This window comes from Alteribacter aurantiacus DSM 18675, from assembly GCF_000429705.1.
In the GTDB taxonomy this organism is placed as follows: domain Bacteria; phylum Bacillota; class Bacilli; order Bacillales; family Salisediminibacteriaceae; genus Alteribacter; species Alteribacter aurantiacus.
Map to the genome: position 1 here is coordinate 514,442 of NZ_KE386942.1, position 12,474 is coordinate 526,915.

Sequence of the window (12,474 nt, forward strand, 5' to 3'; positions counted from 1 at the left end):
CGTAGTGTAGCCGATGACTCTAATAAAAGACGCTCTTTCCCTCTCGTTTGTCAGAAGGAAAGAGCGGGTGTTGTTTATTAGTTATTAATGATGCGCTCTACTTCACTTCTTGCGTCTTCTAGTGCTTCTTCAGGTGTCTTTTCACCGTTAGCAGCAAGTTGAATTTGACTTTGAATCACTTCGTCAATTCGTGCCCACTCCGGGTGACGAGGAATTGGTACAACTTGCTCACTTAGTTCTTGTGCAGCAGCCATACCTGGGTTGTCAGCAAATGGATCCATGTCCGCTGTAGAAATACGAGCGGGGAATGTACCATAGTTTGTTGACATTTCATACTGCTCTTCTGTAGACGAAATGTGGCGTAAAAACTCTCCTACCATACGCTTTTTCGCTTCATCTTCACCTTGGTTAAACATGACGTATCCACCGATACCACCCATTGTAACGGGCTCGCCTAAGTCACCAATCGGGTACTCGGCTACCATGAAGTCCATGTTGTACTCTTCTCCTTGAAGGGAGCTAATCGCCCACGTTGCCCATGGCTGTGCCGCAATTGTACGCTGGTCGAGTGCCGCAAATGCTTGGAATGTACCACCAACATCGGATCCACCCATCTCAACTGGTGCTACTTCGTGTTCGAACTTCAAGTCAACAAACTTTTGGAGGCCGCTTACAGCTTCCGGAGAATCGAACGTATACTCTTCAAGGTCTTCACTTAATGGATATCCTCCATCCATTAAGAGGAATGGCCATGCCTCGTAGTAACCTGGCATTACATAAGTAGAGAAACCATAAATGTCATCGTCTGTTAGCGCTTGCATTTTTTCAACGAATTCATCGTACGTCCAGCGACCGTTTTCAGGTGGCTCAACGCCCTTTTCTTCAAATAGATCCAAGTTTAACAGCATCGTTTGAACACTAATGGATGTTGGTACACCGTAAATGTTCCCTTCATGCTCGTACGCTTCAATGGCGTTTGGATAGAAGTCTTCCCACTCTTCGTCTGTGAAAAGGTCATCCGTTTGCTCAACAACACCTTCTTCAATGTGCGTAAGGCTGATCGTTCCACCACTAATGTCGATTGGCGCGATATCAGGCCAAGAACGACCGGAAATAGCAATATTCAAGCTGTCTCCAAGCTCTGCCCAAGGTTGCTGGACAAGCTCGATCTCCACACCAGGATACTGCTCTTCAAATTCTGCAATCTTATCTTCAATCCAGTGGTATTGGTTTTCGTCTTCGTTGCCCCATCTAGGTCCGTCCCAAACGGTCAGTTGTCCTTCCCACTCTTCCCAATTCTCTGCATCCGTCGTGGCAGTATCTCCGCCACAGGCGCTTAGTACGCCTAACCCAAGAACGGTTGCCCCTACTGATAATGTCGTCTTCTTAAATAGCCCCACAGTAATCCCCCTTGTTTTATGTTGAATATTTAAACCCTTAATGAAGGCGAGCGCCGTCCACTAAGAAATCGGCTTAACGAAGTTTTTGTGAATGTTCAATGGCGAGTCGAACCTGCCCATCGGCATGATCCAGGAACTTTTTCGCCTCCGCTACAGTTGTGTTTCCTTTAATCATCACAATCGCCACTTTCACATCATTGTTCGCTTCAAGCAGTACTTCCTCTGCTTTTTCATCGGACACGTCCGTGACGGATTTGACGATGTTTTTTGCTCGTACTTTGAGCTTATAATTGCTTGCATTCACATCGACCATCAGATTCTCGTACACTTTTCCGAGCTTGATCATCGTTGCCGTTGATATCATGTTTAACACCATTTTGTGTGCCGTAGCGGCTTTTAGCCTCGTTGAACCCGTGAGTACTTCCGGCCCTACAAGAACTTCAATCTCGCAATCAACACCTTCACTAATGACCGCGTTTTCATTTGCAGATAAAGCAACTGTACTGGCGCCTACTGTCTTGGCATACTTCAAAGCCCCTACAACATAAGGGGTACGTCCACTGGCCGCAATGCCTACAACCGTATCTTTTTCACTAAGAGAGACGGCCTCCAAGTCTTTTGCTCCCGCAATTGGGTCGTCTTCAACCCCTTCAACCGCGGTCGTAATCGCTTTTTCTCCTCCAGCCATGATGCCTAGCACCATTCCTGGAGACGTACGAAAGGTCGGCGGACACTCAGAAGAATCAATGATCCCTAAACGGCCACTCGTTCCCGCACCAATATAAATGAGTCTACCACCTTTTTTCAAAGATTCATAAGCCAATTTTACAGCCACTTCCACATTGGGAATGACGTTTTGAACGGCGTTTGCCACTTCTTGATCTTCTTTGTTTATTAGCGTAATGATCTCCTTTGTAGAAAGTTGATCAATGTTCTTCGTTCGCTCGTTTCTCTTCTCTGTGGTTAAGGAAGATAAATTCAACTCCATGTCATCACCAAATTTCATTTAATATCGTTTTTATTAAAATATTATTTTATTTTATTATAGGGTATTTATTTTTTTGTTTCAATAAAGTTATGAAAATAGTGAAAATATTTTTTAGGTTGGTGAAGAGAAACGTTGATATAGAAGGATTTCATTTAAAATAAGGCTGGAAGAAATCGTGAAATTTCGTATCACTAAGGGTGGAATGAGTATGGGGCTTTGATTTATGGAGAACGTCGGGTGCTGCGAACATGAGGAAAACTGTGTGACTTAATAGGAGGCATCATAGGGCCAACCACGAAAATAGGCGCCCTATGATGTATTCGTTTAATCGATCTTACTATGGGGGGTTATGCGTCAAAATGGTAGTGTTATGCGTCTTTTTTGTATGTATGCGTTGAATCGGATTCAAAAACATCAGCTAGATATAAAATCAGTGACGATCCGCAATAGGCGTTCAGGGTTCTCCGAAGACACATGCTCCGCCAATCTTGCCGCAGCAAGAATTGGTAACCATTGTAAAATCTCTTCCACTGAGATTTGACTTCTTTGACAATATAGTTTCAAATACATGTCGGCTAATTCAGCCGAATAAGACTGATATAAAAGGTATGTACGACAGACGTCGGCACGGGGATCACCACTGCTTGCATCGACCCAGTCTATTAAAGTTAACCCTTGAGGGGACTGAATAATATTAAACAAATGAAAATCTCCGTGACAAAGTTTGCTTTCATATGTGATGCTTTCCATTCTCTTTATGAGAGTGTCTTTTTGTATCTGAGTCAAACAGGGAGCCACATCCACTTGCCGGCTTAATTTCTGGAACATGGGCTCAACTGAACCTCCGTCTACTTGGTGGATGCGCTCTTGGAGTTCAATCGCCTTAAGTAAATCGTTCTCTGCCTCATCCATGTTCTCGACGAGAAGGTCACCTAAGGTTTCCCCTTTTACATACTCCATAACGATCGTTTGTTTTCCGTTCACTCTAGTTACATCGATTACTATAGGCACAGGTAGGCCACAAGATTGTGCATAGCGTTGTTTACATGCTTCATATTCCGACTCCGTGTCGGGCAAAAAATCATGAAATACTTTATAAATCTTGTTGTCGTAAAGGTAGATGTTGGCCGTGTTTCCTTTGGCAACTCGATCACCTATCATGATTTAGACCCTTCATTTGTATGGCTTTCGGATTGTTGCTCAACTAAGCGGTTAATCTTGGTTTCCATCTCTTTTAACTGCCGGTTTCTCTCTTTGGCTGATCGAATTAGAAACACAATTACAAGAATAATAGCCACAAGGATCGCAATCGAAAAAAATTCATACGCTAAATCAATTAAACTGAAATTTGTTTTCACCGCATTCAAAAGATATCTCTCCCTTCACCTTTTTATTTTAACATAAAATACCATTACGAAGATGGTGTACATACTCTTATCTACTTTGAAGGAATTGGCGAAAGGGTATTGAAATATGTTTATATAAAGCCCAATACATTTATCTGAAGGCACTGAAAAAGTTCGATCTTTAACTTTTTTAATGCCTATCTAAGGAGGAAAAGCCATGAAAGCATGGGTTCATGAAGTGTTTGAATCAACCAGACGATACAACATGTTGGATTTTAGCTTCTTAAAAGTGTGCTTGTTTGCAATGGGCGTCCTATTTGGTGTTTACTTCTCATCCTTCTTCCTCTCTTACCTCCCGGTTGTGTGGATCGTCGCCATTTTATCGTTTCTATATTTGATCGTTAGGACCTTTAAACGTGGGGAGAGTAACGTTGCTAGAGAAGAATAGGAGCTGTAAGATTTCGAAAAGGAACGGGTCCATCATTAATAGCGCGTATGATGTTTAATTCCCATGAATATTGGCTCCTTCTTTACATCACTATGGAAGATTTAGTAGACGACGTTCTTATTAAATTAAAAAGACCGCAGGAGTATCGATGCTCCTGCGGTCTTTCGTTATTTACGGTTTTTGTCCCTCTTTTAGATCCAAATCCAAAGAGTCCCGTTTTTCTTCCCCTATGAACAGCTCTCCATTTTCAATGGTAAAGGCCAGATCGAAGTCGACATATCCTACATCCCAACTGTCTACTGCAAGAACTCGGTATTCACCATCGCTCAACCGGAAGCGGAAAGTCCCGCTCTCGATCCAACTGTCGTACCAGTCTTGTTCATCCTCAGAAATAACCGAGATATAGCCCTCTTCAACCGGATAATCCCCATTTTTCACCGTTCCGGTGAGCGTTATAGGATGTACTGTAATTTCCAAGTGTTCAGCATAATCATCATTAATGATTAACCGACCGTCTTGGACAGAGAATGGTTGATTGGTTCTAAATGAGGTCCCGTCTTCCAAATACACGTTTTGTACTTGATAATTCCCATCGGACAGACGTAATGAGAACATGTTGTCTTCATTCGTGTAGGACCAAATGGCGTGATACTCCTCTTTTTCATCAACAGGCGTAACCATCACTTCTCCCTGTACAGGCTCTCCTTCTTCAAGAAGGTAGCCTGTGACGGTTACCGGAGGAACGTTGACCTCCAATCGATCTACTTCCTTCTCATCAACGATGGTCTTTCCATTCAAAATGTGGAACGGCACCGTCACAAATGCGGACGTACCTCCTTCATACAAATAAACCTCTCTCACACTGTACCTTCCGTCAGCTAAACGCATGGAGAACGTACCATCATCGTTCAGCCATTTATACACGTGATCCTCATTTTCTGATACAACAACAACCTCCCCTTCTCTTACAGGGGTTCCATTATCCAGAACAATGCCGTGTAAAGAAACCGGTGGTACAGTGATATCCAGTGTCTTTTGTTTCTCACCATTCACGTAAAGTTGACCGTTTATCATCTCAAAAGAAGTTCGAGCATAAAATTCTTCATATTCGTCAATGAGATACACCCAAGATACCTCATAGACACCATCTGTTAATCGTAACGAAAAGACCCCGTTTTTATCTGTTCTTCCTCCGTACCATGAGTACTCTCCGCCCTGCGTTTCCCCTTCAACATTGACATACCCATTCAGCGCTTTTCCGTTATCAAGGAGCCTACCTGAGAACGTGATGGGAGGCAAGTGAATGTCCAATGATTCACGGACGGATCCATCGTACATAATCTTCCCGTCTTTAATTTCAAAAGACAGATTAACAGAGGTACTTCGGTTACGCTCTTCAACGAAGGTAACCGTGTAGTTGCCATCAGACAGACGGTATGAAAAGTTACCCTTTTTATCAACAGGCACTGAAAAATAATCATACGAGTATCCATCGTTGTCGTACCGCTCAACCTCTACGTAACCATGCCCTACCTTCTTCCCATTATCAAGGAGGCTGCCCTTCAAGGTCATATCCGGAACATTCACATCCAACGTGGAGACCTCTTTTCCGTCAACAAATAGAGCCCCGTCTACTACATCAAACAAGTACGTTCCCCACGCATAGTAAGTGTCGTGAAACACGCTCAAGCTGTAAGTACCGTCTTCCAAGTCTCTTATGTCGTATTCCCCTTTACGGTTTGTGTACGTAAACTCAATAAATTCATAGTCATCATACCCGAACTCTTCATCATAATCGTAATCGTCCTCTTCATAACCGTACTGGTCCCCAACGTACTCAATAATAACCCCAGCTTTTTCAAGAGGGCTTTTACTGTCTTTCACCACTCCGCTGTAGCGCCGTTCGGGAATGACGATATTCAGAGATGTCTGCTTTTCTCCGTCTACGTAGAGGTTGTTTCCTTCTACTTCAAGCATTCGCTCATATTTATAAAGCCCGCCATTGACTGACACACCGAAAAGATAGTATTCCCCGTCCGCAAGAGAAGCGGAAAACTGACCTTTCTTATTTGACTTGATTGTCACAATCTCTTCTTCCGTTTCAGAGATCGTTCCAATCAGAAGGTCACCTTGAAGTCCCGATGTACCCTCCAACAGTTGGCCGTTCACGTTCTTTTTCCCCTTATGAACGGGACCTTTCACCTGATGGTTTTTCGTAAGGCTGCTTTCACGCCCTTTTGAGTCACCAATCATCCCTTCCTCGATTGTAAATGTCTGTTCAGTCGTATACCAATCATTACCGTGATTGAATCCTTTTAATTTGTACTCCCCATCAGGAAGATCTACATAAAGATTTCCCATCTGATCGGTCATTCCTTGATGAAACACAGATGGATTTGACTGAGACTGAATCAGTACAGCCGTATGCTTCAGATCCTGCATACCATCTTTTAATCTACCTTCCTCAAACTGCACGCCGGTAAGGTCATCATTTGAGAGACCCTCAGCATGTACACCCGCAATCACGCTCCCCATGATCGCAAATACAAAAACAAATAGTAACCCCTTTTTCATCCAACCATTCATCAACATCTTCCTCCTGATTATTCAACTTGGCAAAGCCGGATAAAAAAGCACGCTCCTCCCCGTAACACCTGAAATAGAAACATCTGGATAATTCTACTATTTTCAGGGTTCCTCCTTCCTACTAAAGCCTCAAAACTACAAATTTCTTCATAAAAACGAATGATCTTAATAGAAGGAAATCGAAAGATGGATAGAGAAATATGGAAATGAAGTCTATTAACGAAGTTAGAAGGAGAACAAGATGAAAATTGCCATCTCAAAAACGGAAAGCAAAGAAGACATTCAACATGTAAATGATCAGCTTTTTTACTATAACCTCGCTCACTTCCCGAGTGATTTAAGAGATCGGTATGAACAGATCAACCTGGTGCTTAAAGATGAGGAGGGGAATGTGAAGGGCGGTATTTTAGCAGCCGTGTGCTGGAATTGGCTGGAGATCGACACCTTGATGGTGGATGCAGAACTACGGAGGTCGGGCTATGGGACGAAGCTTTTGCAGAAGATCGAACAGATCGCCTTAGAGAAAGACTGTGATTTCATCAAAGTGGATACGCTCAGCTTCCAAGCACTCGGCTTTTATGAAAAGCACGACTATCTCGTTTTTGGAAAGATCGATGGCGTGGGACGGGACTTTACACACTATTATTTGAAGAAAGAGCTGTAAAACGTGAGAGGAGGTTTTCTTTTGAGAAAGACCACGGTACTTCTTTTATTTATCCTTATCCTGTCTGCCTGTGGCGGGAAAGTCGATGAAGTGACTCTATACGAGATGAACAGCTTTAGCGAAATAAATGATGATTTCACTGTGGTGATTACAGATGAAGAAGACATCGAAATCTTTAAAAAAGCAGTGAACGGAGCAAAGAAACAGAGTGGGAACGTAGATATGGTTGATCCTGATTATAAGATGGAGATGGGAGACGATAGCTATTTTTTGTGGACGAGTCCAGAAAATGGGACGGTTAGTAATACGAAAGATACCCATACGATTTACCAGCTTACGTCCGATTCAGCAAGTCAGGTCAACGAGTGGTTGAGTAAACATGAGATTGATTGAGGCCAGCGAGGAGCTCCACAAGTAAAGGAACGTAAAAAGGAGGAACGTTATGAAAATAGGCATTCGAAAACCTAGTATTAAGAAGTCTCTCAAAGCCCGCACGACCGGAAGAGCAAAGCGGGCCTTGAAGAGTACAGTCTCACCAGGCTACGGCAAAAAAGGTATTGGGTGGGTAAAAAATCCGAAGAAAGCCGCTTACAACAAGGTTTACAAGAAGACATCGTTCAGTCTTTTTGACTTGTTTAAGAAGTGGAAATAAGCGAGATCCTAGTAATGTCGATTTCAACACACTCGTTTTGAAGAGTAAAACAGAGATATCACAAAAACAGGCTGGGACATAAAAAAAGTGTTAAAAGTAGAGTCCGAACAATTCGTTATTAAAGCAAAGTATTTTTCAATAGCGGTTTAGTTGCACCGCATACATTTGTTCAGATTTCACCCCATCACTTTCACTTCTGTCCCAGCCTCTTTGACTTTGTTTGTACCTTTAAAGTGAACCCATTACGGAAGGATTTTTCCACTTATAAGATTCTATCTAACTCTTTAATCGATTGGATGACATGTGTTGGTGCCAGAACCTCACTATCATCACTATCCACCTTTGTTTCTTTAGCATGCAACGATTTGAAAAGTTCTTTCCCCGAAACAACCCTTTCACTTGAAGAAAGAGTTAACAGCGGTTCAGGTAAAGAAAAATGAATCAGGGCTGACGGAATACCCAACCGGCTTGAAATCGTCACATCGTGATCAATCCGATCGCCCACATGAAGAACAACGTCGCCTGTTTGAAGCAACGGCTCGAGCATCGCCGGATCAGGCTTACTTGTCCCCACTCTGTCAGGTGTAATGATCTCATCAAAGACATCATAGATCCCTATCTCTTTTAAAACCGGAGCTTGGTATTTATAATAGCCGTTTGTGAGGACTGCCAAGTGGTACCCCTTTTCTTTTAATACATTCAACGTCTTAACAATATCTTCTTCTAGCTTATAAACTTTCGGGTGAACAGAGTGCTTGATCACAAGCTCCTCAATATTAATGGCAAGCTCCAATTTCATCTGAGTAATATGCCACTTCAAAATTTCGTCCCAATCGTATGCCTCTTTTACTTTTCCCTGTTTCATTAATTCCTGGTGAGTAGAAACGAGCAGTTTCGTAACATCTTCTTCTTTTTCAAGAAGCCTATTCACCTCTTTATTGATTTCCGGAAATACATATTTTCCGAATGGGTTTTGCATTAACGTCCCATCCAAGTCAAAGGTAATCCATTGTTTTTTTGTCATTTTGTAGCCCCCGAAGTTAGTCCTTCCATAAATGTTCGTGATGCAAATAAGAAAGCAATGATCATCGGTAGAGATGAGATCGTCAATCCAGCAAAGAGCAAGTTCCATTGTGTATCATACTCACCAAACAAGGTCAGCATGCCTAACGGGATCGTAGATAGACTGTCCGTTCGAATAAAGATGAGCGGGAAAAAGAAATCATTCCATACGTTTACGAGATTTACAATACCAACGATCGATATAGCGGGCTTCATGATAGGCAAAACAATTCGATAATAGACTTGGAATTCATTACACCCGTCTAACTTTGCAGATTCTTCGATTGCCCTAGGGACAGTTCTGAAAAAGCCATAAAAGATGAATACGGCAAATGGAATTCCTCCTGCCACGTAAGTAAAAATAAGAGCCCACAACGTATCAACTAAATTCAAGTTTAGCATCAAAATATAGAGAGGAATGATAGCCAACTTCATAGGCAACATCAAACCGATCATGAAAAAGAATAATATAAACCCATTCCATTTAAATGAATACCGCGACAAATAGTAGCCGGCCATTGAAGAGACAAATAAAACAATAAAAACAGACATACCACTTACGAAAATGCTATTCCATATATAATCTGAAAAACGAACAACATTCCAAACTTCCACGTAATTCTCGAACGTTAAAGACTCCGGTAAACTTAGAGGAGAAGTAAAGATCTCCATATTAGTCTTAAATGATGAAACAATCATTAAAAAAATCGGATACAGAAAAATAAAAGTGAAGAAAAATAGTGTTGTATATTTAATGCCTTGTACAAGCGGTGTTTCCCTCATCTTGGCTCTCCTCCTTACCTATCAAAATCTTTTCTCTTGAAGTAAAGTAATATGATTGACGTTGCAACCGCAATAATGAAGAATAATACTACAGCAAGTGCTGAACCCACCCCTACTGCTTGTCCTCCATCTACTGTTCCAAAGGCTAACCTATAAAAGAATACAGCTAGAACATCTGTTGAATAGTAGGGTCCTCCAGATGACCCTTGCATAGCAAATACATATTCGAAAGCCTCGAAGGAACTGATAAAGGTTAGAACGGACATAACCATTACAGAAGGTAACATGAGGGGAAGCATAATCCTCGTTGTTAATACAAAGCGATTCGCTCCATCTATCCTAGCTGCTTCAAATACCTCAGAATCAATAGCTTGTAACCCTGCTAAGAAAATCAGCATCGTAAACCCTATGGACGCCCAACTATCTACAAAGATGATACTGTATAATGCAGTGTCAGTACTCCCAAGCCAAGGACGGGCCAGCATTCCCAATCCAATTGTTTCAAGCAACGTATTTAACGCTCCCCTGGTCGGGTTTAATATAAGACTGAAAAGAAAACCAATAACAATGACTGATAGAAGTTTTGGTAAGAAGAATGCCGCTTTAAAAAATGCTTTCCCCTTAACACTTCCATAGATAATAACGGCTAATATAAATGCAATGACCAGCTGAGTAAGTACAGTCACAAAGAAATAAATCCAGTTATGTTGAAACGCATTAAAAAAGAACTGTCGATAAGGATCCTGAGTAAAAAGTGTTATGAAATTGTCTACACCTACAAACGAATCTCTCGTAAAGCCATTCCATGAATAGAAACTGTTCAGTGCTGCTGTAATCAAAGGAAAAAGTTGAAATACCCCGTAGAGGAGAACAGCAGGAAGTAAAAACAAGTGTACCAAATGCTTTTTATACTTACCCTTCTTTTTCTTTTTAACTGTCTTAGCAGTTGTATTTCTGTTAACCTTCATCTCCGTTTCCATAAGTTTACTCCTTAAAGTGGAATACACAGCCTCGAAGGCTGTGTATTCGTTTTTTTGTAGAACCCATTATTCATCTAAATCTTCCGGTTCCTCTTCTTCAGCTCTCTCAGCGTTTTGTTGAGAATCTTCCAATACATCTTCTTTTGTGATCTCATCTAAATACATGCCTTGTAAGGAGTCTTCAAAAACGGTCTTGGTTGTAGGAGAACCCGTACCAAAGTGTACAAGCATTAAGTAAGGTGTCGAACTTTCCTCTGCTGCCTGTGCAATTTGTTGCACCAAATCATGTTCAGGATTCACACCATCGACTGCACTGACACGGTTAAGGTTATCAGTAAATAATTGACCAAATTCAGGAGTAGCCATAAATTCCATGAACTTTAACGCTGCTTCTTCATTCCCCGTTCCGTCAACGACACCATAAGAGCCATCTACCCATGTCATTACAGGAGTCTCTCCGCCTTCATCAAGCTGCAAGCCCGGAATAACACCGAGGTTCATATCAGGAATATTACTTTCAAAAGTCCCTATTCTGTAATCTCCGTTAATATACATAGCTGCTTCTTCTGCATAAAAGATCGCTTGCGCATCGTTATCGTCTAAAGCAATAAAATCTTGTGGAAAGAAACGCTCCAACTCTTCCATTCTTTCAAGTGATGATAGTAACCTCTCATCCGTTAAGTCCGCCTCGCCGCTAGTTACTTCTTCAACAAACTCGTTCCCTCCATAAACAGAAGGAGACATTACACCGTGTAACATGGAGAGAAGATACGCCAAGCGCCCACCCTGAGCCACAGGAACAATATCATTTTCAAGGAAGGTTTCACTGGCAGCTACAAACTCTTCATAAGTACCAGGTACATCAACACCATATTCATCAAAAAGATCTTGGTTATAAAAAATCACACCAGCATTTAAAGATAATGGGATTCCGTATAAGCTTTCGTCACTTCCTCTTGCAGCATTCAAGTAGTCATCGTTAATATTATCCAACCCTTCAATGTCGTCCAAGTTTACCAGGTAACCATTATCGGCGATGGTTTCAGCACCACTGTATGGTCTTAATTGAACGATATCAGGACCGGATCCCGATACTAACGCATTTGTTAAAATCGTGTTGTACTCCGAGGAATCGAAAGGTCTAAAAGAAATTGAAATGTTGGGGTGCTCTTCTTCAAAAGCCTCTATAATGGTTTCGTAAGCACTACGATCTTCAGAACGCCAACTATACATTTCCAATTCAACCTCTTCATCAGCTCCTGTTGCAGATTCACTCTCATTTGCCCCTCCGTCAGTGCTACTTTCTTCTTCTGGAGCACTACAAGCAACCATAGCCAAACATATTGCAGAAATAGAGAAATATAACAAAGCTCTTTTCATAAAAATCCACCTCACTCTTTTTTATTTCAAGCATTAGTAAACTAATTAAAAAAGTACGAATTTTTAAACTCTTCTCAAACCTATTATATCTAAATGAAATATACAGTCAATATAAAATGTATTTTACCGACCTAATATTTCAATTATTCTTTTACTAAATCTATTGCCACAACTACAACCACCAC

At 41.5% G+C, this 12,474-nt stretch carries 13 protein-coding genes; 4 read left to right on the forward strand and 9 right to left on the reverse strand.

Going from position 1 to position 12,474, the window contains the following annotated elements:
* Positions 1-77: 77 nt before the first annotated feature.
* The 4 genes from G476_RS0117945 to G476_RS0117960 all read right to left on the reverse strand — a co-directional run bounded on the left by G476_RS0117945 (position 78) and on the right by G476_RS0117960 (position 3,755).
* On the reverse strand, positions 78-1,400 hold the full coding sequence (locus G476_RS0117945; RefSeq protein ID WP_035187280.1) for a sugar ABC transporter substrate-binding protein: 1,323 nt from the start codon (positions 1,398-1,400) through the stop codon (positions 78-80).
* A 73-nt stretch (positions 1,401-1,473) separates the two neighbouring features.
* Complete coding sequence (gene murQ / locus G476_RS0117950) at positions 1,474-2,388, reverse strand: N-acetylmuramic acid 6-phosphate etherase (protein ID WP_026691315.1); 915 nt, start codon at positions 2,386-2,388, stop codon at positions 1,474-1,476.
* Positions 2,389-2,802: 414 nt separating this feature from the next.
* Positions 2,803-3,549: a phosphotransferase family protein gene (locus tag G476_RS0117955; protein WP_342664068.1), complete on the reverse strand. Its 747-nt coding sequence runs from the start codon at positions 3,547-3,549 to the stop codon at positions 2,803-2,805.
* The gene (locus G476_RS0117960; protein WP_026691317.1) at positions 3,546-3,755 is read right to left on the reverse strand and encodes a hypothetical protein; all 210 of its coding nucleotides are present in this window, start codon (positions 3,753-3,755) and stop codon (positions 3,546-3,548) included. Before G476_RS0117960 ends, G476_RS0117955 begins: the two co-directional genes overlap by 4 nt.
* A gap of 196 nt (positions 3,756-3,951) precedes the next feature.
* Here G476_RS0117960 and G476_RS0117965 point away from each other — a divergent pair, with 196 nt between their 5' ends.
* Positions 3,952-4,182, forward strand: coding sequence for a hypothetical protein (locus tag G476_RS0117965; protein WP_026691318.1), 231 nt, complete (start codon positions 3,952-3,954; stop codon positions 4,180-4,182).
* A gap of 171 nt (positions 4,183-4,353) precedes the next feature.
* Here the strand turns inward: G476_RS0117965 and G476_RS0117970 are convergent, their stop codons facing one another.
* Positions 4,354-6,768, reverse strand: coding sequence for a hypothetical protein (locus G476_RS0117970; RefSeq protein WP_026691319.1), 2,415 nt, complete (start codon positions 6,766-6,768; stop codon positions 4,354-4,356).
* Positions 6,769-7,009: 241 nt separating this feature from the next.
* On the opposite strand from G476_RS0117970, the gene G476_RS0117975 reads away from it, so the two are divergent.
* The 3 genes from G476_RS0117975 to G476_RS0117985 are packed head-to-tail and all read left to right on the forward strand — an operon-like array spanning position 7,010 to position 8,084.
* Entirely contained in the window at positions 7,010-7,432 is a 423-nt protein-coding gene (locus G476_RS0117975; protein ID WP_026691320.1) for a GNAT family N-acetyltransferase, read from the forward strand.
* 21 nt (positions 7,433-7,453) lie between these two features.
* Positions 7,454-7,825 (forward strand): YhfM domain-containing protein, encoded by a 372-nt coding sequence (locus tag G476_RS0117980; RefSeq protein ID WP_026691321.1) that lies wholly within the window; start codon positions 7,454-7,456, stop codon positions 7,823-7,825.
* A gap of 49 nt (positions 7,826-7,874) precedes the next feature.
* Positions 7,875-8,084, forward strand: a complete 210-nt coding sequence (locus G476_RS0117985; protein WP_026691322.1) for a hypothetical protein — start codon at positions 7,875-7,877, stop codon at positions 8,082-8,084.
* 262 nt (positions 8,085-8,346) lie between these two features.
* On the opposite strand, the gene G476_RS0117990 is transcribed toward G476_RS0117985, so the two are convergent.
* From G476_RS0117990 to G476_RS22425, 4 genes are all read right to left on the reverse strand, one after another.
* Complete coding sequence (locus G476_RS0117990; protein WP_026691323.1) at positions 8,347-9,108, reverse strand: HAD-IA family hydrolase; 762 nt, start codon at positions 9,106-9,108, stop codon at positions 8,347-8,349.
* A complete protein-coding gene (locus G476_RS0117995) occupies positions 9,105-9,929 on the reverse strand; it encodes a carbohydrate ABC transporter permease (RefSeq protein WP_026691324.1) in 825 nt (274 codons plus the stop codon). Before G476_RS0117995 ends, G476_RS0117990 begins: the two co-directional genes overlap by 4 nt.
* A gap of 14 nt (positions 9,930-9,943) precedes the next feature.
* Positions 9,944-10,909: a carbohydrate ABC transporter permease gene (locus tag G476_RS0118000; protein ID WP_245579695.1), complete on the reverse strand. Its 966-nt coding sequence runs from the start codon at positions 10,907-10,909 to the stop codon at positions 9,944-9,946.
* A gap of 66 nt (positions 10,910-10,975) precedes the next feature.
* Positions 10,976-12,289, reverse strand: coding sequence for an ABC transporter substrate-binding protein (locus G476_RS22425; RefSeq protein WP_051314912.1), 1,314 nt, complete (start codon positions 12,287-12,289; stop codon positions 10,976-10,978).
* Between the last annotated feature and the right edge of the window lie 185 nt (positions 12,290-12,474).

Excerpts from the sequence above, each read along its gene's own strand:
- G476_RS0118000 (WP_245579695.1), bottom strand. The coding sequence starts at position 10,909 with ATGGAAACGGAGATGAAGGTTAACAGAAATACAACTGCTAAGACAGTT.
- G476_RS22425 (WP_051314912.1), bottom strand. The coding sequence starts at position 12,289 with ATGAAAAGAGCTTTGTTATATTTCTCTATTTCTGCAATATGTTTGGCT.
- G476_RS0117955 (WP_342664068.1), bottom strand. The coding sequence starts at position 3,549 with ATGATAGGTGATCGAGTTGCCAAAGGAAACACGGCCAACATCTACCTT.
- G476_RS0117995 (WP_026691324.1), bottom strand. The coding sequence starts at position 9,929 with ATGAGGGAAACACCGCTTGTACAAGGCATTAAATATACAACACTATTT.
- G476_RS0117990 (WP_026691323.1), bottom strand. The coding sequence starts at position 9,108 with ATGACAAAAAAACAATGGATTACCTTTGACTTGGATGGGACGTTAATG.
- G476_RS0117985 (WP_026691322.1), top strand. The coding sequence starts at position 7,875 with ATGAAAATAGGCATTCGAAAACCTAGTATTAAGAAGTCTCTCAAAGCC.
- G476_RS0117975 (WP_026691320.1), top strand. The coding sequence starts at position 7,010 with ATGAAAATTGCCATCTCAAAAACGGAAAGCAAAGAAGACATTCAACAT.
- G476_RS0117970 (WP_026691319.1), bottom strand. The coding sequence starts at position 6,768 with ATGAATGGTTGGATGAAAAAGGGGTTACTATTTGTTTTTGTATTTGCG.
- G476_RS0117965 (WP_026691318.1), top strand. The coding sequence starts at position 3,952 with ATGAAAGCATGGGTTCATGAAGTGTTTGAATCAACCAGACGATACAAC.
- murQ (WP_026691315.1), bottom strand. The coding sequence starts at position 2,388 with ATGGAGTTGAATTTATCTTCCTTAACCACAGAGAAGAGAAACGAGCGA.